Raw genomic sequence first — 23,975 nt, 5'->3', positions numbered from 1 at the left:
GAAAGGTGTTCCCACGCCGGACTCGCTGCCCGTCGCCGAGGGCGAATCCCTGCGGCTGATCGCTGCACCGGGTCCGCGTCGTCGAGCGGCCCGTCGTGCCGTACATCCAATGGAAGTTGAGCCTCCTCCGGGTCAAGAACGAAGCGGTGTGGTGAGGCCGGGCGGCCCCGTCAGAACAGCGCGCTGTAGGCGTTCAGGGCCGGTTGGCCGCCCAGGTGGGCGTAGAGGACCGTGGAGTCGGGGGTGATCTCGGCGCGGGAGACCAGGTCGATCATGCCTGCCATGGACTTGCCCTCGTAGACGGGGTCGGTGATCATGCCCTCCGTGCGGGCCGCCAGGCGCATCGCCTCCAGGGTGGTGTCGTCGGGGATGCCGTACGTCCCCGCGTGGTATCGCTCGTCCAGCTCGATGTCCGGGCCCGTCAACTCCCTTTTGACACCGATTAGTTGGGCCGTGTTGCGGGCGATCCTGGCGATCTGTTCCCGGGTGGTGGCCGGCTTGGCCGAGGCGTCGATGCCGATCACCCGGCGGGGGCGCCCCCCGGCCTGCTCCAGGGCGGCGAAACCGGCGACCATGCCCGCCTGGGTCGAGCCGGTCACCGAGCAGACGACCACCGTGTCGAAGAAGACGCCCAGTTGCCGTTCCTGCTCGGCCACCTCGTGGGCCCAGCCGGCGAAGCCGAGGCCGCCGAGGGGATGGTCGGAGGCGCCGGCCGGAATGGCGTACGGTTTCCCGCCCGCCTCCTCGACCTCCCTGAGCGCCTGCTCCCAGCTCTCCTTGAAGCCGATGCCGAAGCCGGCCCTGACCAGGCGGACGTCGGCCCCGGCGAGGCGGCTGAGGAGGATGTTGCCGACCTTGTCGTAGACGGAGTCGGGCCAGTCCACCCAACTCTCCTGGATCAGCACGCACTTGAGCCCGGCACGGGCGGCCACGGCGGCCACCTGGCGGGTGTGGTTGGACTGCACGCCGCCGATCGACACCAACGTGTCGCAGCCCTGCGCGAGCGCGTCGGCGACCAGGTACTCCAGCTTGCGGGTCTTGTTGCCGCCGTAGGCGATCCCGGAGTTGCAGTCCTCGCGCTTGGCCCAGAGGGAGGCGCCGCCGAGGTGGGCGGTGAGGCGCTCCAGGGGGTGCACCGGGGAGGGGCCGAAGAGGAGGGGGTAACGGTCGTACGAGGAAAGGGACACGGACACGGGTCCTCCCGGAGGGGTCGGGATCAGTCGCCGTCGGTGAGATCGACGAGGTCGGCGAGGCTGCGCCAGATCTCGGCGGTGACACGCACCGCCGCCTCCGCGTCACCGGACGCGCAGGTCTCGATCAGCTGCTCGTGCAGTCCGGCCGAACGACAGGTGCTCTCACCGAAGCGGCGGCGTTCGAGGCGGCGGACGAGAGGGGTGTAGCGGATGATGGTGGCGGCCGCCGCACGGTTGCCGGCGACGCGGACCAGGACGTCGTGCAGGGCGTCGTCGGCCGCCAGGGCGCCGTCGACGTCGCCCGCGCCGACGGCCGCGGCGAACCGTTCGTTGGCCGTGCGCATCGCCTGGACGTCGGCGGCGAAGAGACGGGGCACGGCCGTCCGGGTGACCAGCTCGTGCATGGCGCCGACCACGGCGGCGGCGTCCCGGACGTCGGCGGCGACCAACGGGGTGACCCGCGTGTAGCTCTGCGGCTTGCTCTCCAGCAGCCCCTCGTCCACCAGCCGTGAGAACGCCTCGCGCACCGGGGCCCGGGACAGCCCGAGCCGCTCGGCGAGCTCGGCGTCCCGCACGACGGCGCCGGGCTCGATCTCCCCGCTCACGATGGCGTCCCGGATGGCCTCGTAGGCGCGGTCCCTGAGGAGGGTGCGGCCGATCGGCTGTATGGCTTCCACAACTGAAATGTTAGATGTCAGTCCAGTCGGAGGGCAAGGGTGTGGCCCGCACCCCCCGTAGAAGTGCGGGCCACGATCGGGTGGCTCAGGCGGCCTGGTGGCTCAGGCGGCCCAGGGCCAGTCGGCGTCCCGGGCCGCCTCGAGCAGCGGCACCATACGGAAGGCCGCGTCGCTCAGGCCACCGAAGGTGTGCCGGTTCGCCTTGCCCGACGGGCCGTGGCCCGCCCGGTACCCGGCCAGGTTCCAGGTGTAGACCGGCACGTTCGCCGGGACCTGCTCGGTCGGGTCGCCGTAGTGACTGAAGGCGTACTGCTCGTCGGTGACGATCAGCACCCGGTCCTGGCCCCGGTAGTGGGCCCGGACCGCCCCGGTGGTGTCGGTGCCGCCCAGGTCGCCGAAGCGCTCCAGGATCTTCAGCACCGACTCGCCCTTGCGGAAGGACAGCCGACGGCTCGTGGTGCCGAACTGGACCAGGTCCGCCTTCTCCGCCCGCAGCGCGAGCGCGGTGCCGAAGATCGCCGCCGCGTCCGCCCGGTTCAGCTCGGAGCGGTCCGACAGCCGCGCCCACATCGAACCCGAACGGTCGACGAGGACCAGCGTGCGGCCCGGCAGCGCGGGCACGTTGGCCAGCGAGTGGCCGAGCGCCTGCTCCAGCGGGTACGACCAGCGCAGCGAGGGCGCGTGCTGGTACGCGGCGAGGTACCGGAAGGGGAACTGCCGCGAGCGCGCGACCTCCGCCGGGTCGCTGATCTTCGCCGCCACCCGGGCCGCGACCTCGTCGGACACACCGGCCTGGTCGAAGTTGCGCAGGTTGCGCACCAGCGCCATCGGGCCCATCGACGGGATCACTGCCTCCCACGCCGCCTTGTCCATGGGGCCCTGCAGCCAGCCCGCCAGCGCCTCCCACGTGATGCCGGCCGCGGCCAGCCGCTCGGCGCCGTCGGGTGCGGTGACCACCGCGCGCCGCTCGGCCACCGGCAGCGCCATCAACTCGCGGTGCGCGGTCAGGACACGGTCGGACGCGGGCGGCACCGCCGTGTCCGGGTTGTGCCGGCGGTCGAGGGCGTACTGGAACAGCGCGCCCTGCCACGGCTTGTCCGGGTCGGGCGCCGCGTGCACCAGGTTGAGGATGTCGCCGAAGCGGTAGCCCTTGGACGCGGTGTCGTACTTCAGCAGCGACTTGCCGCTGTAGAGACGTCGTACGGCGTCGGCGACACCGCGCTTGACGGGCTTGGGAATGCTGCGGCCGTACACCGCCGTCCAGTAGCCGAGCAGCTCGCCGGGCTCGTCCGGGCGCCGCAGTACGGAGGCCACGACCTGGCGGTTGGACGGGCCGTCGGTGGCGCCCGCGTCGAGGCGCGCCTTCACGTACTCGGCGGCACCCACCACGGAGGCGGTACGGAGGTTTCCCTCACCGCGCAGCCAGCCGAGGAGCCCCGCGGTCCACGCCGGGTCCTCGACGGCGAGCCGGCGGACGAGCCGCGCGAAGCGGTCGTCACGGTCGGCACCGGTCTCGTAGAAGGTCTGCTGCGACACGAAGTTCGCGACCGCGAGGAAGAGCTCGGAGCGCGCGTCCCGCTCCCGGCCGCGGCCGCCCTCGTAGGTGCGGAGCACTCGGCCCGTGGAGGTGACACGCGAAGTGGGCTGCGCCTTCGCGCCCTTGGTGTTGAATCGCGCCATGAGGAATTCCCCCGAATTCTGGTTCCGTTCCGAAGGGAGGCGCGGCAGAAGGAGGGTGCCCGAGGTCGGAAATCGGCGACGGCCTTATCACCTGGCGCGTCTTCCATTTCCGCCACGCCGGCCCTCGGCCGGCGACGGGATTCGAACCCGCACGCTCGCGTGGAGCACCAGGTCCCTGAAGTATCCGCTGCCTTCGCACCGGGCACCCACCATGAGCTGCGCCTCCCGAGATCAAGGTCGGCGGCGGCACTGATTCTCTGAGAAAGGGAAGTAGCCGCAGCCTGCGCACCGGGAGGTGCATGAAGTTGTGGTGTCCAGAGAACAAGGTCGGCGGAACCGACGTAGGTGCTCCAACCCCTGAGCTACACCGGCGCGTTGTACCGGTGGCGGGACTCGAACCCGCGACCGCCCCATTATCAGTGGAAGTAGGTCCTGCCTTCGCACCTGGACGTTCATCACTGTAGGAGGGGAGTCGCGGGACGAGCGAACGAATTAATTCATGAAGGGATTTCAGCCGCGCTTCTGGCGCTTCCAGGGCCCCGTGATCGCGAGCATGATGCCCGGTTCCTGGATGTTGGCGAACAGGGTGGCGCCGTCGGGCGAGAAGGTGACGCCGGTGAACTCGCTGTACTCCGGCTCCTCCTCGGTGCCGATGTTCAGTTCGTTGCGGGCGATGGGGTAGGTGCGGCCGCTGTCGGTGGCGCCGAACAGGTGCTGCAGGCCCTCGCCGTCCTCGGCGATGACGAGGCCGCCGTACGGGGAGACGGTGATGTTGTCGGGGCCGTCGAAGCGGCCTTCCTTCGACGGGTCGGGGTTGACGCCGAGCAGGACCTTGAGGGTCAGGGTGCGGCGCTTGGGGTCGTAGAACCAGACCGCGCCGTCGTGCTGGACGGGGCTCTCGTCACGGGCGTAGGAGGAGACGATGTAGGTGCCGCCGTCGCCCCACCACATGCCCTCCAGCTTGCGGGCGCGGGTGACCTGTCCTTCGGTGAACTGCTTGCGGACCGAGGTGGTCCTCGCGTCGCGGTCGGGTACGTCCACCCAGTCGACGCCGTAGACCGTGCCGATTTTCGTGGCGCGGGAGAGGTCGTCGACGAACCTGCCGCCGGAGTCGAAGCACTTGAAGGCCTGGAGGACGCCGGCGTCGTCGGCGAGGGTGCGCAGCCTGCCGCGGCCGTGGCGGAAGCCGGCGGGCGGGGTCCAGCGGTAGAGCAGGCCGTTGGGGCCGGAGGCGTCCTCGGTGAGGTAGAGGTGGCCGCGCTTGGGGTCGACGACGACGGCCTCATGGGCGTAACGGCCCAGCGCCTTGACGGGCTTGGGGTTCCGGTTGGCCCGGCGGTCGGCGGGGTCGACCTCGAAGACGTAGCCGTGGTCCTTGGTCATGCCGTTCTGGCCGGCCTTGTCCTCGGTCTCCTCGCAGGTCAGCCAGGTGCCCCAAGGCGTGTTGCCGCCCGCGCAGTTGGTGGAGGTGCCGGCGATGCCGACCCACTCGGCGACGTGGTCGCGGCGGACCTCTACGACCGTGCAGCCGCCGGAGGCGGCGGGGTCGTAGACCAGGCCCTCGGTGAGCGGGACGGGGTACTTCCAGCTCGAACGCGGGCCCTTGAGCTCGTGGTTGTTGACGAGGAGGGTCGCGCCGCGGGGACCGTCGAAGGTGGAGGTGCCGTCGTGGTTGGACGGGGTGAACTCACCCGACTCCAGCTTGGTCCGGCCGCTGTAGGTGATGATCCGGTACGTGAAGCCGGCGGGCAGGGCGAGGATGCCGTGGGGGTCGGAGACCAGCGGGCCGTAGCCGACGCCGCCGTGTCCGTGCGCCGCGCCTTCCTCGGCGGTCTCGGTGTCGGTGGACGCGAGGGCGTTGGGGGCGGTGGCGAGGGCGCCGACGCTGCCCGCCAGCGCGACACCGGCACCGGTGATCGCGGATTTCCTGGCGAAGTCCCTGCGGGTGAGCGACATGGTGTCTCCTGTGACGGTGGGCGTGCCGTGGAGGGTGGCGGACCTCGGGTCGGCGACACCGTCCCGCCCACGCCTGAACGGGAGTTGAACACCGGGCGACGCCACCGGACGCAGTTCCATGAATCCGTACGCGGCGGCCCACGGGAAGCAAAAGTCCCTCGTGCCCGGGTAATTGGTCGGACGAATCTTCGTAAACAAGGTCGACCGGCGATAAACTTCCCCAATCCCATGATTTACCGCAGACCACCTTGACCGGCGGTGTTCGGGGCAATAGACACCCTCATGCCTGGAGAACCCGGGGGAGGCGAGCCGAAGTGGACGCACGTCGTGCGCGCAGCCTCCATGAGGGCCGGCTGATGGGCCTGCCCAATGTGACGGGGGTCGGGACCGGGAGGGACGAGGCCACGGGTCGGGACGTCATCGTCGTCTTCGTGACCCGCAAGGTGCCCAGGGACCGGCTCAGGGACGAGGACGTGGTTCCGGACGAACTCGACGGTGTACCCGTGCGCGTGCTCGCGATCGGCGAGGTGTCGGCGCAGGAGTAGCCGGGGTTCCGGAACCACGGTGAGACCGGGGAAGAAGGTGGTCTGGCCGTGACGAGCCAGCCCGAACTGATGCGAGGACCGACCGGCGGACAGCTCAGCGACTCCTCCCGGCAGCAGGCGCTGTCGGACTTCCTGCGCCGCGAGCAGCCGCTGTCGAACGTCGTCGGCTTCGGCCACGGCGTGAAGTGGAGCGGGGGTGAGCCGACCGGCCAGGAGGCCGTGTTGGTGTTCGTGACGCAGAAAGTGCCGGAGTCGATGCTGCCGGAGCGGGACGTGATCCCGTACCGGATGGACGACGGCACGCCCACGGACGTGGTGGCGGTCGGCCATGTGGCCGCGCAGCGGCAGCAGCAGCGCTCGCCGGGGTCCCGGCGGGAGCTGTCCTACGGCGCCGAGGACGGGATCCAGGAGCAGTTGGCGCGCCTGTCGCAGCCGATGCTGGAAGAACCCTTGGCGGCCGGTGTGTTCGAGCCGCAGATCCTCAAGCGCCGTATGCGACCGTGCCCTTCGGGCTTCTCGATCGGCAACGTGCGGGTGACGGCGGGCACGCTGGGCACGGTGGTGTACGACTTCCTGCCGGGTGCGACGATCGACCCGCCGGGCGCCGGTCTGGGCGTGCCGGCGAAGTTCTACGTCCTGTCCAACAACCATGTCCTGGCCGACTCCAACCGGGCCCAGTCGGGCAGCGCGATCGTGCAGCCCGGTGTGTTCGACGGCGGCACGGACCCCGCCGACCGGATCGCGACCCTGGACCGCTTCATCACCATCCAGTTCGCCCCGCAGATTCCGCTGGAGCGGCACAACAACGTGGTGGACTGCGCGCTGGGGGCGGTGGAGTTCCAGGACGCCACCCGTGAGCAGTACTTCAGCGGGGCGCCGCGGGCCTGGCGGCGCAAGGCCAATGTGGCGGTCGGCGACCTGGTGAAGAAGACCGGGCGGACGACCAACATCAGCTTCGGCCGGATCATCGCGATCGACGCGACGATCGACGTCAACTACGGCACGGCGGGCACCGCCCGCTTCAAGGACCAGATCCTCACCACGAACATCTCGGCGGGCGGTGACTCGGGCTCACTGGTCACCTCGCTCGACAACGTGGCGTTGGGCCTGCTCTTCGCGGGGTCCTCGGTCGTCACGATCGCCAACCACATCGAGAACGTCCGCGCGCTGCTGCGCGTCGAGATCGCCGAACAGCTGGCCTGACGGTCATCCGATTCCGCACGAGGGGAGGCCCGTTCCCATGACCACACAGGCACGCAGGCAGAAGGGCGCGCAGAACGTGGAGCACCGCTTCCACAACGCGCAGGGCGCCGAGGTCAAGACCCGCGACGAGGCGTTCGCCCCGCAGGCGGGGGTGTCGCCGGAGGCGGTGGCCGCGACGGCGAAGCTCGAGCTGCACAACGGGGCGACGGTCACCTGGGAGCTGGAGGTGAGGTACAACCCCAACACCTACCCGTACGTCATCACGGGCGGCCAGATCACGGGCACCATCTCCGGGCCGCCGTGGAACATCACGGGCGGCTTCATGGGTGAGAGCATCCGCCTGGACGCCACACGCCACGACAACACCGCGACGGTCACCGTCGTGGGCGAGTTCCAGAACCCGCCGGCCTACCGGGGCACGTACGGCTTCAACGGGGCGACGTCGTCGTTCAAGCACACGACGGTCTATCACTGCTGAAGGCCGGGACAGTCCGTGGCCCCCGCCGGGGGCGGGGGCCACGGCCGTCACCGACGTCGACGCGCTCCGGACGGCCGCATGCTCAACCGCCCTGCTGCGACCGCGCCTTGAAGGCCGCCTTGCGTGCCTCCTTGGCCACCCGCTTGTCCGGGTGCAGCCGGCCCATCGCCTCCAGGACGTCGGCGGTGGCCGGGTGGTCCACCCGCCACGCCGTGGCGAAGAACTCGCCGTGCTGTGCGGCCAGTCCCTGGACGAGCTCGCGCAGTTCCTCGGAGTTGCCCTCGGCGGCGAGCTGTGCGGCGACCGTGTCGATGGTGAGCCAGAAGATCATCGCCTCCGAGGGGGCCGGCACGTCGGGCACGCCCCGCTCGGCCAGCCACACGCGGGCCAGCCCGCCCAGTTCGGCGTCGTCGAGGACCTCGCGCAGAGCGGGTTCGGCCTCGACGCCGACCAGGGACAGCGCCTGCTGGCAGCGCAGCCGCCGCAAGGGGGCGCCGGGGTCCGCGCCGCGGGCCGCCGCCAGCAACTCCCGTGCCGCGGCGAGGGGTTCACGCCGGGCGAGCCACTGCTCGGTCTCGGCCTGCGCGGCGCCCGCGGGGAACGTCGCCGTGCCGTCCAGCAACGCGTCGGCCCCCTTGTCGGCGAGGTCGCCCACGGCCGGGGCGGTGAACCCGGCCTCCAGCAGCCGCGCGCGCAGCCCGTACAGCCCGAGCGGGGTCAGCCGCACCATGCCGTAGCGGGAGACGTCCGTGTCGTCGACCGGTGCGGCGGGCTCCTCGTCTGCGTCGGCCATCAGCGCCTCGTCGACGGGCTGGTACTCGACGAGCCCGACCGGCTCCAGCAGCCGGAACTGGTCGTCCAGCCGCATCATCGCGTCGGAGACCTGTTCCAGGACGTCGTTGGTGGGCTCCCCCATGTCGGAGGGCACGATCATCGACGCGGCGAGCGCCGGCAGCGGCACGGGCGCGTCGCCGGGGCCGTCCTCGCTGACGGTGAGCAGGTAGAGGTTGCCGAGGACGCCGTCGAGGAACTCGGCCTCCGCCTCCGGGTCCCACTCCACCCCGGAGAGGTCGAGTTCGCCGTCCTCGGCCAGGGCCTCCTCCAGGCCCTCGATGTCCGGGACACTGGCGTCGGCGAGCACCGTCTCCAGCGCGCCCTGCCACACGGCGAGCACGTCGTGCGGGGAGCCGGCGGTGAGCAGGGTCAGCTCCTGTCCGGCCGTGACGGTGCCCGCGTCCTCGTCGACGATCTCCACAAGACCGGTGTCCACGGCGGCCCGCCAGGCCTCACTCGCGTCGGCCGCGGCGTCGTCCCCGGTCAGTCCCAGCACCTCGGCGGCGGCCGGCAGTTGCTCGTCGACGAGTTCTCCCCCGGCGTCGACTCGGGTGTCCGGACCGGCCCAGCGGGCCAGCCTCGCGGCCCGGGACAGCAGGGGCGTGGACAGCGCGTCTCGCGCCAGCTCCGCTTCGGGGTGCAGCCGCACGGGCGGCAGGGGGGAGCTGTCTGACATCGGCTCGGTTCTCCTCGGGCGCCTCTGGACCGTACGACCACCTGGACGACGTACGACTCAGTGGCTCAGCCTAGACGGATATCCACCCATGCCGCCCGGTTCATCTCCTCGTCGGCGCCCGTACATGGCCGAAACCTTGACAACTGGCCGGAGCAGGCAGGAGATTGACGCGCGTAGAAAGTCGGGGGACAACTGTTCACTGGTTTCTACGCGCGTCACTCTCCCCCCACAGACCACCCTCGTCCCGGCACTCACGAACATCCCCGGAGGGATTCCGTTGCCGAGCAAGTCTTCCGCGCGTCTCGCCGCGCTCACCGTCGCCGCCGTGTGCTCCGCGGCGTCCGCCGTCGCCCTGACCTCGCCGGCGCACGCCGACTCCGTGCGCATCCACGACGTCCAGGGCACGACCCGAATATCCCCGTACGCAGGCCAGAAGGTGGCCGACGTGCCCGGCATCGTCACGGGCACGCGCACCTACGGCTCCTCCAGAGGTTTCTGGATCCAGGACCCCACCCCGGACGGCGACCCGGCCACCAGCGAGGGCGTCTTCGTCTTCACCAGCTCCACGCCGAAGGTCGCGGTCGGCGACTCGGTGACGGTCTCCGGCACGGTCTCGGAGTACGTCCCGGGCGGTGCCTCGTCCGGCAACCAGTCGGTCACCGAGATCACCAAGCCGACGGTCACCACCGTCTCCACCGGCAACGCGGTCCCGGCGCCCACGGTGATCGACGCGAAGTCGGTGCCAGGTGAGTACACCCCGGCCGGCGACAGCGCCGCGAACGGCTCGGTCAACGGCCTGCCGCTGGAGCCGTCGAAGTACGCCCTGGACTACTACGAGTCCCTCGAGGGCATGAACGTCCAGGTCGCCGACGCCCGCGTGGTCACCGCCACCGACCCCTACAGCGAGCTGTGGGTCACGGTGAAGCCGCACGAGAACCGCACCCGCCGCGGCGGCGCGCTCTACGGCTCCTACGACTCCCAGAACACCGGCCGGCTGCAGATCCAGTCGCTGGGCGCGACCGCCGACTTCCCGGTGGCGAACGTCGGCGACACCCTGACCGGCACCACGACCGGCCCGATGGACTACAACCAGTTCGGCGGCTACACCCTGGTCGCGAGCCAGTTGGGCACGCTGAAGAGCGGCGGGCTGCAGCGCGAGACCACCCGCAAGCAGTCGCGGGGCGAGCTGGCGGTGGCGACGTACAACGTCGAGAACCTCGACCCGTCCGACGCCACGTTCGCCGCGCACGCCGCCGCGATCGTGAACAACCTGCAGTCGCCCGACATCGTGTCCCTGGAGGAGATCCAGGACAACGACGGCGCGACGGACGACGGTGTCGTCGACGCGAGCGCGACCGTGAACAAGCTGATCGACGCGATCGTCGCGGCGGGCGGCCCGAAGTACGACTGGCGCTCGATCGACCCGGTCAACGACCAGGACGGCGGCGAGCCCGGCGGCAACATCCGCCAGGTGTTCCTGTTCAACCCGGAGCGGGTGTCCTTCACGGACCGCGCGGGCGGCGACTCCACGACGGCCGTCGGTGTCACCAAGGTGCACGGCAAGGCGCAGCTGACGGCCTCCCCCGGCCGCGTCGAGCCGACGAACGACGCCTGGAAGTCCAGCCGCAAGCCGCTGGCCGGCGAGTTCGTCTTCCGCGGCCGCACGGTCTTCGTGATCGCCAACCACCTCAACTCCAAGGGCGGCGACCAGGGCCTGACCTCGCAGTACCAGCCTCCGACGCGCAGTTCGGAGACCCAGCGCCACGCGCAGGCGACGCTGGTCAACGCGTTCGTCAAGAGCATCCTCGACGTCCAGAAGAACGCGGACGTCATCGCGCTCGGCGACATGAACGACTTCGACTTCTCCGGCACCGCCCAGATCCTCGAGGGCGACGGCGAGCTGTGGTCGGCGATCAAGTCCCTGCCGAAGAGCGAGCGTTACACCTACGACTACCAGGGCAACCAGCAGGTCCTGGACCAGATCCTGGTCAGCCCGTCGATCCGCCGCGGCTGCGACCTGGACTACGACTCCGTGCACATCAACTCGGAGTTCCACGACCAGATCAGCGACCACGACCCGCAGGTGCTGCGCTTCCGTCCGTGACTCCCCCGCCCGGTCAGGGCTGGTCGAACACGCCGTTCAGCCAGCCCTGCCAGGCGCTCTCGCACTCCTTGATGTCGGTGCCCGGGGTGAAGTCGTGCAGCGAGATGCCGACCGGGTGGCCCCAGTGGTTGCGGCCGAAGACGCGGGTCAGGCCCCGGTCGGTGCGCAGCCCGATGAAGTACGGGTTGCGGAAGTCGACCACGGCGTCGAAGTCGTCCGGCCCGTGGACCGTCACCCGGGTGCCGGCCGTGACGTCCTCGCCGACGCCGAGCGCCCGTCCGACGACGGCCAGGGCGTCGGCGGCCTTCGAGGCCTCGGGCCCGTCGAAGGTGGCGAACGCGGCCGGCCGGGGCGCGAAGTGGACCAGGTACTCGCGCAGGGTGTGCAGATAGAAGTCGGTGTGCTTGGCGGCGCCGTCGTACTGGTTGTCCCAGTCGTCGACGAAGATGCCGCTGTGCACGTACCGCACCCAGGCCCGGCGTCCCTCGTCGCGGGGTTCGATCGTGTAGTCGAGCTGGTTCATCGTCTGCTCGGCGATGCCCTCGACGTCCGCGACGCGGTTGGTGTACCGGTGCGGCGGGTCCCAGGCGGTGACCGTGGACCCGAAGGGCCCCGTGCCGCCGACCTTGGGCTCCGGCGGGTCCATCGGCCACAGATATCCTCCGGTGCCGGTGGTGACCGCCTCCCACACCTCCTCGGGAGTGGCGTCGACCTCGAACTCCCGGGCGATCTCGAACTCTTTGGACATGGCGGTCTCCTGACTACTGCGATGCCTGTGGCGGCTCGGTCTGCTTGAGCGTGGGGTGGACGGCCACGACGATCCGGTGGTCACGGCCGCCCTCGGCGTCCGGGGCGTCGTACTTGCGGATCAGGGCACTGACCCCGGCCGTCAACTCCTCGATGAACGCGGCCCGTTCGGCGGCCGAGGCGAAGCGCACCTCGCCGTCCAGGGCGTAGGTGGCCAGCCGTTTGCGGGCCTTGGCCGCACCGGTGATCAACGATCCGACGTCGCGCACCAGCCGGGCGCCGAGGGCCAGCAGCCAGCGTGCGGAGAGCTGGTCGCGGAAACGGTCCGGGTCCGGCTGCACGGCGGCGAGGGCGAGCGGCGAGATGACGTACGACGCCGCGGTCGCCCGCATCAGCCGCTCGGTGACGTTTCCCTTGCGGCGCTCGCCGGCCAGCTCGACCAGGCCGTGCCGCTCCAGCGCCTTGAGGTGGTAGTTCACCTTCTGCCGCGGCAGCCCGACCTGGCCGGCGAGCATGGCCGCCGAGGCGGGCCCGGCGGCCAGCTCGGCGAGCAGCCGGGCCCGTATGGGGTCCAGGGACACGGCGGCGGCCTCGGGGTCCTCGATCACGGTGACGTCCAGCATGCCCCCACCGTCTCACCGAAAACTTTTTTTGTCCAGACGATTCGGGTGTTCGGTGGGGCCCTGGATCACGGCTCACATCAACTCGGCCGTTCGGGGCGGGAATTACAGGACGTACGGCACCCTGTCCGGAGCCATCGTGTGCCTGGTGTGGCTGTGGCTGTGTCCTGGTGTGGCTGTGGCTGTCGAACCTGGCGATCCTGCTGGGGCTGGAGTTCGACGCGGAGCTGTCCCGCGAGCGGGCCGCGTTCCATGGGCAGTCGCCGGCCCAGGAGCCGTACGTCGAGCCCCGCGACACCCGGAAGTGGCCGCCGAAGCTGCGGGCGTCGCTGCGGGCCACGGCGCGGACCACGACCGCCGCCGAGCCGCCGGTGCGGCCCTGAATGGAACCGGCCGGACGCCGGACCGGTACGGCCCGAAAGGAACCGGCCGGACGCCGGACCGGTGCGGCCCTGAAAGGAACCGGCCGGACGCCGGGCGGCTTCAGAGCCCGTCCGGAGTCCGGCCGTCGTATTCCTGTGCCGGCTGCCTCGCACTGCCGGCTACTTCTTGGGGTACCTCCACGACACCACCGCGATCGCCAGCACAGCCGCGCCGATGAGCAGCGCCGGTCGCGGGTTGCGCACCGCCGCCTTCACTACGGGGCCGGCCGGCCACGGCATGTCGTGTTCGGCCCTGTCCTCCAGGGTGTGCCGGGTCCGCGTCGTCCTGTCCTGGGCGGTGTGGCCCGCCTTCAGGGCCCGGTCGTGGGCCTGGTGACCGGCCCTGGTGGCCGTGTCCTGGACCTTGTGGCCCGCCTTCGTGGCCCGCTCCTGCACGGTGTGACCCGCCTGGGCCGCCGTGCTGCGCAGCTGCACGGTCATCGCGCCCGCCTTGTCCCTGAGGTCCGCCGCGCGTGCCTGTGCGCGGCCCTTGACATCCATCTTGCCTGCCAACTCCTCGACCGTGTCGCCGAGCTCACTGCGGGTCTGCTCGATCTGCCGCCGCAGCTGCTCGGGCCCCTCGACGCCCGTATCCCCGGCCGCCTTGTCCGTCATCGGTGTGCCCTTTCCTTGATCTCCTCGACATCGGCCTTGACGCTGCCGAAGGCCTCCTCCGGCGTGGGCGGTGTGGCCTTGCGCAGCTGGGCGCGGCCCGTCGCACCGAGGACGGCGGCGATCACGAACAGCAGCGCGGTGACGATGAGCGCCGCGGCCCACACGGACAGCACCAGCGAGAGAGCGGCGATCGCCGTTCCGGCCGCGGCGAGCAGGCCGGCGTAGGCGAACGCGCCGGCCGCCCCGAGCAGTCCGCCACCACGTCCGGCGCGCCGGCCCTTGGCGGCGAGCTCTTCCTTGGCGAGGGCCACTTCCTGTCGAAGGAGCCGGGAGAGCTGTTCGGTGGCCTGGTTGACGAGTTCACCCACGGAGCGGTGGTCGTCGCGCACCGGCCCGGGCTGCATGGTCCCGGTCACGGTCGCCTCCTCTCGTGTCCCTTTGTTCGAAACGTTCGGAACACTGCGGGTACCCGTCCCGTCCCCGGCTACCCCTGTCGCCCGCCGCGGCCGCCGGGCTCGCCGAGCCTGGCCAGCTGGGTCTGGAACCAGTCCAGGCGGGCCTGCAACAGCGCCGCCTCCGCGACCAGTTCGGGCACGCCGAGGTGGTCGACGGACGGACCGGTCCCGGCCGTCCGCCGGGCGCCCTCGGCTCCGGCGACGACGCGCAGGCCCTCTCCGGCCAGCCGGGCGAACGCGGCGAGCGAGACGGACGTACGGCCGCGGACGCAGCCCGCGCAGGAGGGGGCGAGGACGCGCCAGCCGGGGCGCCCCCGGCCCGCGTCGGCCAGGGCCACCGCGACGGCGCCGCAGGCACAGGGGCCCACCGTGGCGGTGCGCACCCGCTGACGGGCGTAGCGGAAGCCGCGCTCGAAACGGATGTAGCGGCCGAGGACCACCACCTCGAGCAGGACGGCGGTCCGGTGCTCGGCCGTGCACAGCAGTGCCTCGGCCGTCGTACGGTCGTGCACGCAGTGGAAGCCGCAGTCGCAGCGGCGGTGCGGTGCGCCGTGCCGCAGTCCGTAGACGCAGGAGGCGTCGGCCAGGACTCCGTACGGCAGCGCGCCGCCCAGCGACACACCGGTGAACCCGGCCCGGGTGCCGTCCTGGGACAGCACCGGGTGGGCGATCTTGTATCCGGTCGGCGGCTCCGTCGGGCGTTCCTCCGGAAGCCGCAGTCTCATCGGGCGGCCGGGACCTCTTCGGGGGCCTTCAGTTCCTCGGTGATCTCCTCGGGCAGTTCGGGCTCTTCCTCATGGATCTGCGGCCGTTCCTCCGCGACTCCGGTCGCCAGTGCCTTGCCGAGCTTCATGACGCCTCCCATGACCAGCGCTCTGTCACCGTCCTGCCATGGTGACTCAAGAGGGCCGGGATGGACATAGGGCCCAAAAGCCGAACGACGTAGGAAGCCTTATCCATATCTCGTAGAAGATTTAAGTGGAGCTTCACTGTCGTTCTGTCGAAGACTGATGCCATGACGACCACCGCACGCTCCGCCCCGCCCTTCGGCCGCGCCCTCTGCGCCATGATCACGCCGTTCACCGAGGGCGGCGCGCTCGACCTCGGCGGGGCCCAGCTGCTCGCCGACCGTCTGGTCTCCCTCGGCTGCGACGGCCTGGTGCTTTCCGGTACGACGGGCGAGTCGCCGACCACCACGGACGCCGAGAAGGCGGCGCTCGTCGAGGCGGTGCGGGAGGCGGTGGGCGGCCGGGCGTCGATCGTGGCGGGGGTCGGCACCTTCGACACGCGGCACACCGTGGAGCTCGCGCTGGAGGCCGAGAAGGCGGGCGCCGACGGCGTGCTGGTGGTCAGCCCGTACTACAGCAGGCCTCCGCAGGACGCGCTGGAGGAACACTTCCGGACGGTCGCCGACGCCTCGGGACTGCCGGTCGTCCTCTACGACATCCCGGGCCGCACCGGCACCCGTATCGAGCCGGACACGATGCTCCGGCTCGCCGAGCACCCGCGGATCGTGGCGGTCAAGGACTGCTCCTACGACTTCCTCGCCGCCCAGAAGGTACTGGCCCGCACGGACCTGGCGTACTACGCGGGCTGCGACGAGCACAACCTCGCGCTGTACGCGGTGGGCGGCGCCGGTTACATCAGCACGGTCGCCAACGTCGTCCCCGACCGGCTCCGCGCGGTCCTGGACGCGTTCGAGGCGGGCGACACCCCCGTGTCCGCCCGCCTCCAGCAACGCGCGACGCCGCTCATCGAGTCGATGATGTCGGCGGGCCTGCCCGGCGCGGTCACCGCCAAGGCCCTCCTGGGCGAACTCGGCCTGCCCGCGGGCCCGGTCCGCGCCCCGCTGCGGCCCGCCGGCCGCGAGGCGGTCGACGGGCTGCTGGCGGCGTACCGGGAGCTGATCGACGGCTGAACCGGTGGTTGGGTCAGCGCCGGGCGAAGACGGGCTCCCACTCCTGCTGGTCGTAGTGGTCGTCGCGGGCTCCGCTCAGGGGTACGACCCTGTCGCTGCCGAGAGTGACCAGCACCAGCCGCGCCCGGTACGGCTCGTCCAGGGTCGTCACCCGCTCCCAGGCGACGAGCCGCCTGTCGTCGGCCCAGGCGAGCAGCTGGGCGCCGCGGATCTTGGTGATCTCCTTGCCGGTGCGGGGGTCACGGATCGAGGAGTACGACTTCCCGGGCGACACCTCCTTGGTCAGGCCGAGGGCGGCGAGCCGGCCGTTCGGGGACAGCCTGGCGGGGACGTCCGAGCGCAGGTACCTCTCGTCCGCCGGGGCGGCGACCTTGGCGCCCTGGTGGTCGTAGAACTGCTGCATGCCGTCCCGGCCGCCGATGACCTGCGCGTACATCAGGTCGCCGGCGCGGCTGAACGCGAAGTCCTGGCGGGAGTTGGTGTTGCGGTCGAACGCGACCGGCGTCCAGGCACCCTTGCCGGACAGCACGTCGAGGTCGTAGAAACCGGACCGGCTGGAGTCGCCGAACCCGGACATCCAGTCCCACACCTCCTGGTTCTTGCTGTTGCGTACCTTCACCTTGGTGCGCAGATCGGGATTCGCGTCGTACGTCGTGGCCACGAGCCTGCGCCCGTCGTACGAGAACGCGAGCCCGCCGACCCCGTGCGCGACCGGGATCCACCGCTCCACCCTGCCCGTGGCGAGATCGAGCAGACCGATCCGCTGGGCGGGAAGGTTCCGCTCCAGCACGGCGGCGGTCCTCAGTCCCGGGGCGATGGCGACGATCGACCACCGGGTGTCCTTCTCGTACCTCCCGGTCCTCGGGTCGAGCAGCCGGTAGGTGCGCTCCTGGACGGCTGTGTGCTCGGTCTTCGGCTGGTTGCGGACCGTGTAGTACGCGGCCAGTACCGCGTTCCCGGCCGCGACCAGCTCGCGCGGCGGCGACTGGTCCGGGTGACCGGTGATGCCGTCCTTCTGCACGACGCCCGACGGACGCACGTCGCTCTTGCCGGACTCCAGCAGCGGCACCCCGACCGCGACGGCGACCACGGCGGCCGTGGCCGCGGCGACGGACGCGAGCCTGCGGGCGCGGCGGCGCCGGCGGACGGCCAGCACCCGATCGCCGAACCCGCCTCCCGCAGGCGGCTGTTCGGCGGCCAGTTCGCGCAGGGAGTCGCGCAGCAGTTCCTCGACGTTCACGGACGCACCTCCACGGGTGAGTAGTCACGGGACGGCGCTTCCGCGGCGTCCGGCGGGCCGAGCGCGGCCAGCTCCGGCGCGAGGGCGCGCAGCCGGGCGAGCGAGCGGTGGGTGGTGGACCGTACGGTGCCCACCGAGCAGCCGAGGATGCGGGCCACGTCGGCCTCCGGCAGGTCCTCGAAGTAACGCAGTACCAGGACGGTGCGCTGCCGGGCGGTGAGACGGGCGAGCGCGCCGCGCATCAGCAGCCGCAGGTCGGCGTCGGCGGCGCCGTCCCGGCCGGCCCCGGTGTCCGGTGGTTCGGCGACCGTCAGCTCCCGTCTGCGCCACTTCAGCCGCCAGCGACTGATCTGCTGCCGGTAGAGGACCTGCCGTACGTACGCCTCCGGTTCCTCGATCCGGCGCCACCGCCCCGCGGCCTTGATCAGCGCGTTCTGCAGGAGGTCCTCGGCGGCGTGCCGGTCGCCTCCGCTCAGCAGCACCGCCGTCTTCAGCAGCGCGGACGACCGGTGTTCCACGAACTCCCGGAAGCTGTCCTGCGCCTCGGCATCCATCGTCACCTTCGCCTTCCCCCGGGCGGACCGGTCGTCCGCCCCTGTGCCCCTTGTGACGCGTCCGGCCGCCGGGAGCTATGCCTGCGCTCCGGAAGATTCTCCGCCGGTCGCGCCGGGATCTGCCGTACGTTGTCCGTGTGCGCCGTCCACTGCTGTTCCTCGACGTCGACGGTCCCCTCAACCCGTGGGCGGCCCAGCCGTACGGGCGTCCCGAGGGCTACACGACGATCGTCGTCGCCCTCCAGCCCGGCCGGGCCCTGCCCGTGTATCTGAACCCCGGGCACGGCGAGGCCCTTCTCGCCCTCGACTACGAACTGTGCTGGGCCACCACGTGGATGGATGCGGCCAACCGCTGGATCGCCCCCGTCGTGGGGCTGCCCGAGCTGCCGTACGTCGACTTCGGCGCGGGCCTGTTCGCCCTGCGCCCCGACGGGGTCCACTGGAAGACGGAGGCGATCGTGGCGTACGCCGCCGGGCGCCCGTTCGCCTGGGTGGACGACGAACAGAGCCGGGCGGACGAGGAGTACGTGGGCCGCGCCCACCCGGGCGCCGCGCTGCTGCACCACGTCGACCCGCGCGTCGGCCTGCGCGAGGAGGACTTCACGGCACTGGGGAGGTTCGCGGCGGGGCTGCGGACCTGACGGCGACCGCGCGGCCGCGCCGTCATCCCTCGGGAGCGGGCGTGTGCTCGATCATGGCACCGTACTCGGGGCCGAAGTCGGGCAGCGAGAGGTTCATGATCCCGTTGAAGGTGGGCAGGCCCCACTCGCGGACGAGGTCCTCGTAGGTCACGCCGAGGGCGGCGAGCCCGCGCCAGGTGAACCGGATGTCCGTGTCCCGTCCGGCTCCGAGGCTGTCGGCGGGGCTCTCGTCTCCGGCGAGCAGCTCCCGATAGCCGAGGAGCGTGTCGTGGTAGCGCTGGAGGATCGACCAGCTGTTCTCGTTCCAGACGTCGAGAGCGAGCAGGCGGTCGACGAAGCGGCCGGTCAGCGCCGTGAACTCGTCCTCTCCGCCGGTGAACCATTCCAGGGCATTCGACTGGTACACCGCCATGTTGAACAGGTGCATCAGCTTGGCCCGCTTCCCGTACTGCCTGAGCAGCGTCATGGCCGGCGGAGTCGGCACGCGGTTGACCAGCGGGACGTACATCCGCTTCGTCGACTTGCCGCGCCAGTCCGGGTCCTCGAAGTCGAGGACCCTGTCGATGTAGTCGGTGAGGCTGACGGCGTAGACCTCGCCCCGGTCCAGCGGCACGAGGAAGAGGACCACCGCGACACTGGCCCCCATGGCCTCGACGGTGAGGAACTCGTCGACCTCCATGTCGTACGTGAGGACGTCGAAGCGCACGGAGTCCCGCCGGGCCGCGTCCCGCGGGCCGTTCGGTGCCGTCCGGGCCAGCAGCGGGTTGGACCGCTCGACCGCGACCCTGGAGACCACGTTGCTCTTGTTGATCGACTTCAGCTGGAAGAAGATGTGCTCGCCGAGGGTCTCGAAACTCTCGCCGTCGTCGCCGACGGGCTCGAAGATCTCGACGGTTCCGTCGATTCCGTAGTCGGGCGCGTACTCGTGGATCACCCACTCCCTGGGCAGGTCGGAGCGCAGGAGGGCACCCGAGTCCTCTTCCATCACATGCCGGAAGTTGCGGCGCTTCCTGTGGGCCATGCGTTCAGTTCAGTCCTTCTCACACGAACGCCCTTCCGGGCCGTCCTCGGCCGCCGAAGGGCGTTGTCCATGTGGGCGACCGTGGTGCACGGTCGCCGATGGTCAGTTGTGGCTGTGCAGGATCTCGTTCAGGCCGCCCCAGACCGCGTTGTTCGGGCGGGCCTCGACCGTGCCGGTGACCGAGTTGCGGCGGAAGAGGATGTTGGAGGCGCCGGAGAGTTCACGCGCCTTGACGATCTGGCCGTCGGGCATGGTGACGCGGGTGCCGGCGGTGATGTACAGCCCCGCCTCGACCACGCACTCGTCGCCGAGCGCGATGCCGACGCCGGCCTCGGCGCCGATGAGGCAGCGCTCGCCGACGGAGATGATGACGTTGCCGCCGCCGGAGAGGGTGCCCATGGTGGAGGCGCCGCCGCCGATGTCGGAGCCGTCGCCGATGACGACGCCCGCCGAGATGCGGCCCTCGACCATGGAGGTGCCGAGGGTGCCGGCGTTGAAGTTGACGAAGCCCTCGTGCATGACGGTGGTGCCCTCGGCGAGGTGGGCGCCGAGGCGGACGCGGTCGGCGTCGGCGATCCGGACACCCTTGGGGGCCACGTAGTCGGTCATGCGCGGGAACTTGTCGATCGAGGTCACCTGCAGGTGCAGGCCCTCGGCACGGGCGTTGAGCCGCACCTTCTCCACGCCCTCGACGGCGACGGGGCCGAGGGAGGTCCAGGCGACGTTGGCGAGGAAGCCGAAGATGCCGTCCAGGTTCTGGCCGTGCGGCCTGACGAGCCGGTGCGACAGGAGGTGGAGGCGCAGGTAGACGTCGTGCGCGTCGATCGGCTTCTCGTCCAGCGAGGAGATGACCGTACGGACCGCGACCACCTCGACGCCGCGCCGGGCGTCCGGGCCGATCGCCTTCGCCGCGCCCTCGCCCAGCAGTTCGACGGCCTGCTGCGCGGTCAGCCGCTCGGTCCCGGACGGGCCGGGCTCGGCGGTCAGCTCGGGCGCGGGGAACCAGGTGTCGAGGACGGTGCCGTCGGCGGCGATCGTGGCAAGCCCGGCGGCCGCGGCGCCGGTCGTACGAGGAGCAGTCGTGTCGGTCATGAGGGCAACCTAACCGCCCGAGGGGCGCCCAGGCCAACCAGCGCCCCGACATCTCAGGTGCCGAACGCCCCACTCGACCGACCGGCCATCCCACCCCTGTGCCGCATCGCCGACGGCTCGCGTCGGTCCGACTTCAGGGAGCGCTCACCGCGGGCGGGCGGGTCGTCCGGGGTTCCGGTGGTGTGGCGTCGGGCGGGGTGCGGGAGGCGCGCGAACCCGCGGCCAGCAGGACCGCCCCGCCGGCCATCGCCCCCAGGCCCGCGCACAGCGGCCACAACAGCCCCGGCGCCGCCTCGTACACCGCCCCGCCCAGCGGTGCCGCCAGCACCACCCCGCTGATCGACGCACCCGCGTACAGCGACTGGAACCGCCCGAGCACATGCTCCGGCGCCTGGTCGGCGACGTACGCCGTGGCGGTGGTCTTGTACAGCGCCTCGCCGAGCGTCAGCGCCGCCATCATCACCACGGCCGTACCGACGCCCGCCCCGAGCAGCAGCGCGCCGTATCCCGCGGCGACCAGCAGCAGGCCGGTCCCCACGATCCGCAGCGGCGACCGCCGCCTGAGCGCCAGCGCCACCGGCAGTTCCAGGCACAGCAGCAGGCCCCCGTTGACGGCGAGCAGTGCCCCGTACACCCGCGCGTCCATCCCGTGGTCGGCCAGGAAGACGGGGAAGGTGGAGTACTGCTGCCGGTACACGACGTCGATGATGACGATCGCCGGCAGCAGCACCAGCACCGCCGGCCGCGCCCGGAGCGCCGCCCACACCCCGCCCCGCCGTTCACCGTGGGCCGGCGGCCGGCCGGCCGAGACCGCCGACGGGGGCACCACCCGGGCCGTCCAGAGTGCCAGTGCCAGGCTTGCGAGCCCCTCCGCCAGGTACAGCCAGTCGTAGGAGAAGCGGGTCGCGACCAGGGCCCCGAGCAGCGGTCCGAGCGTGAACCCCCCGTTGGACGCGGCCCGCATCACCGCGAACGCCTGCCGCCGCGCTCCGCCCGGCACGACGGCCGCGACCAGGGCGGACGCCGCGGCACGCTGGACCCCGGACACGTACTGGGCCGTCGGCAGCGCGGCGAACAGCGCGGCCGTCGGCAGCAGTGGCACGGCGGCCAGCAGCAGGCCGGAGGCCGCGGCCGCCGCGAGCAGGACGCGGCGATGGCCGAACCGGTCGCCGTACCAGCCGCCCGTGAAGTTGCCCGCGACGAGCCCGGTCCCCGCGATGCCGCTCAGCAGTCCCGCCGCGCCCGCGTCCAGCCCGCGCGGCCCGGTCAGGTACAGGAACGTGAAGGCGAAGCTCACGCTCACGACCATGTTCACGAACGTCCCGCAGGCCAGCAGCCAGACCGGCCTCGGCACCTCTCGCAGACCTCGCACCCGTTCCCCCGTCACCGGCCGACAGCCAAGTCAGTTCCTTTTGGGAACTTACTATGGACGCATGACAGCCTCAGGTCAACGACGACCTGTGCACGAAGGGACGGCAGACCATGGCCCGCAGGACGAGCCTCGAGGACGCCACCTGCGCCATCGCCCAGGCCCTGGACGTCGTCGGCGACTGGTGGACCCTGCTGATCGTGCGGGACACGGCCCGCGGAGTGCATCGCTTCGACGCCCTGCGGGCCGAACTCGGCGTGTCCCGCAAGGTGTTGACCGAGCGGCTGCGCCTCCTCGTCGAGGCGGACGTGCTGACCCGCGTGCCTTACCAGGAGCACCCGCCGCGGTACGAGTACCGCCTCACCCCGCGCGGGCGGGCCCTGCTTCCCGTCCTGGTCGCGCTCCAGGACTGGGGCGACACCTGGGTCCTGGGCGACGGGAGCACGACGGCCACGGCCGAGGAGGCCTCGGCGGAGGCGCGGCGGGTGCACGAACTGGTGGGCACGCGGGTGCCCGAGCTCCGGCTCCTCGACGACCGGGGCGAGTTGCGCGATCCCGTCGCCGCCGACAGCCCGTACACCGTCCTCTACTGCTTTCCCGGTGCCTACGCCCGCGCCGACTCCTATCCGCCGGGCTGGACGGACATCCCCGGCACGGCCGGCTGCACCCTGGAGTCCTGCACCTACCGCGACCGGCTGGCGGAGTTCACCGCGGCAGGCGCCGCCGTGCACGGGGTCTCCACCCAACGCCCGGACGAGCAGCGGGCGTTCGCCGAGAAGGAGGGGCTGCGCTTTCCGCTGCTGTCGGACTCCGAGCTGTCGCTGGTCGCCGCGCTGCGGCTGCCGACGTTCCGTGCCGCGGGAGCCGGCCGGCTGAAGCGGCTCACGCTGGTCGTGGACCGCGAGCGCGTGGTGCGCGAGGTGCTGTATCCGGTGACGGACATCGCGGGGAGCGTCACGGCGGCCCTCGCGGCGGTACGCGGGGACAGGGCGTGAATGAGTGCACGGTTCCCGGAGGAACCCGGCGGGTTCACGGTCTCCGGAGGAAGCCCACGTGTCAGGGAATCATCCGCGCCAGCACCTCGCGCGCGTACCCCTCGTCGTACGGCGTCCCCGTCAGCAGCACCTGCAGGCAGATGCCGTCCATGAGCGCGACCAGGGCGCGGGCCGTGACGGGGTCCGTGCGGCGGGCGAGGCGGTCGGCGAGGGCCGTCATCTGCTCGGCGACGACGGGGCGCAGGGCGGGGCGGCGCAGGGCGGCGAGGTAGAGCTCGTACTCCAGCTCGACGCCGGTGCGTTCGCCCGCGAGCCAGTCGCCGAGCAGGCCGGCGAGTTCGGCGGCCAGGTCGCCGCCCGGGGCCGTCAGGCCGCCGCGGGAGGCGACGGCCTTGGCGAAGCCCTCGTCGGCCTGGCGCAGTGCGGCGACCATCAGCTCGTCCAGGGTCTTGAAGTGGTACGTCGTCGAACCGAGCGGCACGTCGGCCTCGGCGGCGACCGTGCGGTGGGTCAGCCCGGCGAGGCCCTTGTCCGCGACCACCCGGATCGCGGCGTCGATGATCCGCTGGCGCCGGTCGGGATCGTAGCGGCGGGGCATCAGTGCGCGCCCCCGAGGTTGAGCACCACCACTCCGACGATGATCAGGGCCATCCCAGCGGCCTTGGTCGCCGTCATCCCCTCACCGAAGAAGAACAGGCCGATGGTGGCGATGGCCGCGGTGCCGACGCCCGACCAGATGGCATAGGCCGTGCCGACGGAGATGGCCTTAAGGGTCTGCGCGAGCAGGACGAAGGAGACGACGTATCCGACCACGGTCACCAGCGACGGCACGAGCCGGCTGAAGCCTTCGCTGAACTTCATGGCGGTCGTGGCGCCGACCTCGGCGGCGATGGCCGCGCCGAGCAACAGGTATCCCATGTGTACGAGCGTACACAACAAT

Annotated in this window: 26 protein-coding genes and 1 pseudogene; 9 read left to right on the top strand and 18 right to left on the bottom strand. The window is 71.4% G+C overall.

Annotated elements, in window-relative coordinates; translation table 11 throughout:
- Positions 1–62: 62 nt before the first annotated feature.
- Entirely contained in the window at positions 63–155 is a 93-nt protein-coding gene (locus ACQF4J_RS34525; RefSeq protein ID WP_427168656.1) for a DUF6879 family protein, read from the top strand.
- Between the two features lie 15 nt (positions 156–170).
- On the opposite strand, the gene ACQF4J_RS34520 is transcribed toward ACQF4J_RS34525, so the two are convergent.
- The 4 genes from ACQF4J_RS34520 to ACQF4J_RS34505 form a co-directional block, all read right to left on the bottom strand.
- Positions 171–1,187: a 1-aminocyclopropane-1-carboxylate deaminase gene (locus ACQF4J_RS34520; protein ID WP_427168655.1), complete on the bottom strand. Its 1,017-nt coding sequence runs from the start codon at positions 1,185–1,187 to the stop codon at positions 171–173.
- Between the two features lie 29 nt (positions 1,188–1,216).
- On the bottom strand, positions 1,217–1,870 hold the full coding sequence (locus ACQF4J_RS34515) for a GntR family transcriptional regulator (RefSeq protein WP_351798506.1): 654 nt from the start codon (positions 1,868–1,870) through the stop codon (positions 1,217–1,219).
- Positions 1,871–1,972: 102 nt separating this feature from the next.
- Positions 1,973–3,550: a TROVE domain-containing protein gene (locus tag ACQF4J_RS34510; protein ID WP_427167584.1), complete on the bottom strand. Its 1,578-nt coding sequence runs from the start codon at positions 3,548–3,550 to the stop codon at positions 1,973–1,975.
- Between the two features lie 510 nt (positions 3,551–4,060).
- The gene (locus tag ACQF4J_RS34505; protein WP_351582366.1) at positions 4,061–5,506 is read right to left on the bottom strand and encodes an alkaline phosphatase PhoX; all 1,446 of its coding nucleotides are present in this window, start codon (positions 5,504–5,506) and stop codon (positions 4,061–4,063) included.
- A gap of 314 nt (positions 5,507–5,820) precedes the next feature.
- Here ACQF4J_RS34505 and ACQF4J_RS34500 point away from each other — a divergent pair, with 314 nt between their 5' ends.
- The 3 genes from ACQF4J_RS34500 to ACQF4J_RS34490 are packed head-to-tail and all read left to right on the top strand — an operon-like array spanning position 5,821 to position 7,732.
- Complete coding sequence (locus tag ACQF4J_RS34500) at positions 5,821–6,051, top strand: hypothetical protein (RefSeq protein ID WP_351582368.1); 231 nt, start codon at positions 5,821–5,823, stop codon at positions 6,049–6,051.
- A gap of 48 nt (positions 6,052–6,099) precedes the next feature.
- Positions 6,100–7,254, top strand: a complete 1,155-nt coding sequence (locus ACQF4J_RS34495; RefSeq protein ID WP_351798511.1) for a hypothetical protein — start codon at positions 6,100–6,102, stop codon at positions 7,252–7,254.
- Between the two features lie 37 nt (positions 7,255–7,291).
- A complete protein-coding gene (locus ACQF4J_RS34490; RefSeq protein WP_351582372.1) occupies positions 7,292–7,732 on the top strand; it encodes a hypothetical protein in 441 nt (146 codons plus the stop codon).
- Positions 7,733–7,814: 82 nt separating this feature from the next.
- On the opposite strand, the gene ACQF4J_RS34485 is transcribed toward ACQF4J_RS34490, so the two are convergent.
- On the bottom strand, positions 7,815–9,242 hold the full coding sequence (locus tag ACQF4J_RS34485) for a hypothetical protein (protein ID WP_351798513.1): 1,428 nt from the start codon (positions 9,240–9,242) through the stop codon (positions 7,815–7,817).
- Between the two features lie 277 nt (positions 9,243–9,519).
- On the opposite strand from ACQF4J_RS34485, the gene ACQF4J_RS34480 reads away from it, so the two are divergent.
- Positions 9,520–11,346, top strand: coding sequence for an endonuclease/exonuclease/phosphatase family protein (locus ACQF4J_RS34480; protein WP_351582376.1), 1,827 nt, complete (start codon positions 9,520–9,522; stop codon positions 11,344–11,346).
- 13 nt (positions 11,347–11,359) lie between these two features.
- On the opposite strand, the gene ACQF4J_RS34475 is transcribed toward ACQF4J_RS34480, so the two are convergent.
- Together ACQF4J_RS34475 and ACQF4J_RS34470 are read right to left on the bottom strand one after the other, a co-directional pair.
- Positions 11,360–12,094, bottom strand: a complete 735-nt coding sequence (locus ACQF4J_RS34475) for an SRPBCC domain-containing protein (protein ID WP_351582378.1) — start codon at positions 12,092–12,094, stop codon at positions 11,360–11,362.
- Between the two features lie 13 nt (positions 12,095–12,107).
- Complete coding sequence (locus ACQF4J_RS34470) at positions 12,108–12,716, bottom strand: ArsR/SmtB family transcription factor (protein WP_427167583.1); 609 nt, start codon at positions 12,714–12,716, stop codon at positions 12,108–12,110.
- A 61-nt stretch (positions 12,717–12,777) separates the two neighbouring features.
- On the opposite strand from ACQF4J_RS34470, the pseudogene ACQF4J_RS34465 reads away from it, so the two are divergent.
- Positions 12,778–13,096 (top strand): annotated as a pseudogene (locus ACQF4J_RS34465) (hypothetical protein); the annotation flags it as partial.
- Between the two features lie 159 nt (positions 13,097–13,255).
- Here ACQF4J_RS34465 and ACQF4J_RS34460 read toward each other — a convergent pair.
- From ACQF4J_RS34460 to ACQF4J_RS34445, 4 genes are all read right to left on the bottom strand, one after another.
- Positions 13,256–13,750: a DUF3618 domain-containing protein gene (locus tag ACQF4J_RS34460; RefSeq protein WP_351582382.1), complete on the bottom strand. Its 495-nt coding sequence runs from the start codon at positions 13,748–13,750 to the stop codon at positions 13,256–13,258.
- Positions 13,747–14,166, bottom strand: coding sequence for a phage holin family protein (locus ACQF4J_RS34455; protein ID WP_351582386.1), 420 nt, complete (start codon positions 14,164–14,166; stop codon positions 13,747–13,749). The genes ACQF4J_RS34460 and ACQF4J_RS34455 overlap by 4 nt, the downstream gene beginning before the upstream one ends.
- A gap of 68 nt (positions 14,167–14,234) precedes the next feature.
- Complete coding sequence (locus ACQF4J_RS34450; RefSeq protein WP_427167582.1) at positions 14,235–14,930, bottom strand: hypothetical protein; 696 nt, start codon at positions 14,928–14,930, stop codon at positions 14,235–14,237.
- The gene (locus ACQF4J_RS34445; protein ID WP_267955905.1) at positions 14,927–15,058 is read right to left on the bottom strand and encodes a hypothetical protein; all 132 of its coding nucleotides are present in this window, start codon (positions 15,056–15,058) and stop codon (positions 14,927–14,929) included. The genes ACQF4J_RS34450 and ACQF4J_RS34445 overlap by 4 nt, the downstream gene beginning before the upstream one ends.
- A 162-nt stretch (positions 15,059–15,220) precedes the next feature.
- Here ACQF4J_RS34445 and dapA point away from each other — a divergent pair, with 162 nt between their 5' ends.
- The gene (gene dapA, locus ACQF4J_RS34440; protein WP_427167581.1) at positions 15,221–16,123 is read left to right on the top strand and encodes a 4-hydroxy-tetrahydrodipicolinate synthase; all 903 of its coding nucleotides are present in this window, start codon (positions 15,221–15,223) and stop codon (positions 16,121–16,123) included.
- Positions 16,124–16,136: 13 nt separating this feature from the next.
- Here the strand turns inward: dapA and ACQF4J_RS34435 are convergent, their stop codons facing one another.
- On the bottom strand, positions 16,137–17,363 hold the full coding sequence (locus ACQF4J_RS34435; protein ID WP_351798521.1) for a WD40 repeat domain-containing protein: 1,227 nt from the start codon (positions 17,361–17,363) through the stop codon (positions 16,137–16,139).
- Positions 17,360–17,917 carry a SigE family RNA polymerase sigma factor gene (locus tag ACQF4J_RS34430; protein WP_351582415.1) on the bottom strand — a complete coding sequence of 186 codons (558 nt, stop codon included), beginning with the start codon at positions 17,915–17,917 and terminating at the stop codon, positions 17,360–17,362. Before ACQF4J_RS34430 ends, ACQF4J_RS34435 begins: the two co-directional genes overlap by 4 nt.
- A gap of 137 nt (positions 17,918–18,054) precedes the next feature.
- On the opposite strand from ACQF4J_RS34430, the gene ACQF4J_RS34425 reads away from it, so the two are divergent.
- Positions 18,055–18,558, top strand: coding sequence for a hypothetical protein (locus ACQF4J_RS34425; protein ID WP_351582395.1), 504 nt, complete (start codon positions 18,055–18,057; stop codon positions 18,556–18,558).
- Positions 18,559–18,580: 22 nt separating this feature from the next.
- On the opposite strand, the gene ACQF4J_RS34420 is transcribed toward ACQF4J_RS34425, so the two are convergent.
- The 3 genes from ACQF4J_RS34420 to ACQF4J_RS34410 form a co-directional block, all read right to left on the bottom strand.
- Positions 18,581–19,579 carry a DUF4365 domain-containing protein gene (locus ACQF4J_RS34420; protein WP_427167580.1) on the bottom strand — a complete coding sequence of 333 codons (999 nt, stop codon included), beginning with the start codon at positions 19,577–19,579 and terminating at the stop codon, positions 18,581–18,583.
- A 102-nt stretch (positions 19,580–19,681) separates the two neighbouring features.
- Positions 19,682–20,671: a 2,3,4,5-tetrahydropyridine-2,6-dicarboxylate N-succinyltransferase gene (gene dapD / locus ACQF4J_RS34415; protein ID WP_427167579.1), complete on the bottom strand. Its 990-nt coding sequence runs from the start codon at positions 20,669–20,671 to the stop codon at positions 19,682–19,684.
- A 133-nt stretch (positions 20,672–20,804) separates the two neighbouring features.
- Positions 20,805–22,025 (bottom strand): MFS transporter, encoded by a 1,221-nt coding sequence (locus ACQF4J_RS34410; protein WP_427167578.1) that lies wholly within the window; start codon positions 22,023–22,025, stop codon positions 20,805–20,807.
- Between the two features lie 128 nt (positions 22,026–22,153).
- On the opposite strand from ACQF4J_RS34410, the gene ACQF4J_RS34405 reads away from it, so the two are divergent.
- A complete protein-coding gene (locus tag ACQF4J_RS34405; RefSeq protein WP_351582403.1) occupies positions 22,154–23,035 on the top strand; it encodes a winged helix-turn-helix transcriptional regulator in 882 nt (293 codons plus the stop codon).
- Between the two features lie 61 nt (positions 23,036–23,096).
- Here the strand turns inward: ACQF4J_RS34405 and ACQF4J_RS34400 are convergent, their stop codons facing one another.
- Both ACQF4J_RS34400 and ACQF4J_RS34395 read right to left on the bottom strand, forming a co-directional pair.
- On the bottom strand, positions 23,097–23,633 hold the full coding sequence (locus ACQF4J_RS34400; protein ID WP_351582404.1) for a TetR/AcrR family transcriptional regulator: 537 nt from the start codon (positions 23,631–23,633) through the stop codon (positions 23,097–23,099).
- Positions 23,633–23,953, bottom strand: a complete 321-nt coding sequence (locus ACQF4J_RS34395; RefSeq protein ID WP_351582406.1) for a DMT family transporter — start codon at positions 23,951–23,953, stop codon at positions 23,633–23,635. Before ACQF4J_RS34395 ends, ACQF4J_RS34400 begins: the two co-directional genes overlap by 1 nt.
- Positions 23,954–23,975: the final 22 nt, after the last annotated feature.

This window comes from Streptomyces sp. C1-1, assembly GCF_050214755.1.
Lineage (GTDB): Bacteria > Actinomycetota > Actinomycetes > Streptomycetales > Streptomycetaceae > Streptomyces.
Note: the sequence above shows the minus strand (reverse complement) of the source record. Positions and strands in the feature narration are given on the sequence as shown.

Coding starts and splice junctions, on each gene's coding strand:
- ACQF4J_RS34510 (WP_427167584.1), bottom strand. CDS start 3,550: ATGGCGCGATTCAACACCAAGGGCGCGAAGGCGCAGCCCACTTCGCGT.
- ACQF4J_RS34505 (WP_351582366.1), bottom strand. CDS start 5,506: ATGTCGCTCACCCGCAGGGACTTCGCCAGGAAATCCGCGATCACCGGT.
- ACQF4J_RS34490 (WP_351582372.1), top strand. CDS start 7,292: ATGACCACACAGGCACGCAGGCAGAAGGGCGCGCAGAACGTGGAGCAC.
- ACQF4J_RS34485 (WP_351798513.1), bottom strand. CDS start 9,242: ATGTCAGACAGCTCCCCCCTGCCGCCCGTGCGGCTGCACCCCGAAGCG.
- ACQF4J_RS34475 (WP_351582378.1), bottom strand. CDS start 12,094: ATGTCCAAAGAGTTCGAGATCGCCCGGGAGTTCGAGGTCGACGCCACT.
- ACQF4J_RS34470 (WP_427167583.1), bottom strand. CDS start 12,716: ATGCTGGACGTCACCGTGATCGAGGACCCCGAGGCCGCCGCCGTGTCC.
- ACQF4J_RS34460 (WP_351582382.1), bottom strand. CDS start 13,750: ATGACGGACAAGGCGGCCGGGGATACGGGCGTCGAGGGGCCCGAGCAG.
- ACQF4J_RS34450 (WP_427167582.1), bottom strand. CDS start 14,930: ATGAGACTGCGGCTTCCGGAGGAACGCCCGACGGAGCCGCCGACCGGA.
- ACQF4J_RS34445 (WP_267955905.1), bottom strand. CDS start 15,058: ATGAAGCTCGGCAAGGCACTGGCGACCGGAGTCGCGGAGGAACGGCCG.
- dapA (WP_427167581.1), top strand. CDS start 15,221: ATGACGACCACCGCACGCTCCGCCCCGCCCTTCGGCCGCGCCCTCTGC.
- ACQF4J_RS34430 (WP_351582415.1), bottom strand. CDS start 17,917: ATGGATGCCGAGGCGCAGGACAGCTTCCGGGAGTTCGTGGAACACCGG.
- ACQF4J_RS34420 (WP_427167580.1), bottom strand. CDS start 19,579: ATGGCCCACAGGAAGCGCCGCAACTTCCGGCATGTGATGGAAGAGGAC.
- dapD (WP_427167579.1), bottom strand. CDS start 20,671: ATGACCGACACGACTGCTCCTCGTACGACCGGCGCCGCGGCCGCCGGG.
- ACQF4J_RS34405 (WP_351582403.1), top strand. CDS start 22,154: ATGGCCCGCAGGACGAGCCTCGAGGACGCCACCTGCGCCATCGCCCAG.
- ACQF4J_RS34400 (WP_351582404.1), bottom strand. CDS start 23,633: ATGCCCCGCCGCTACGATCCCGACCGGCGCCAGCGGATCATCGACGCC.
- ACQF4J_RS34395 (WP_351582406.1), bottom strand. CDS start 23,953: ATGGGATACCTGTTGCTCGGCGCGGCCATCGCCGCCGAGGTCGGCGCC.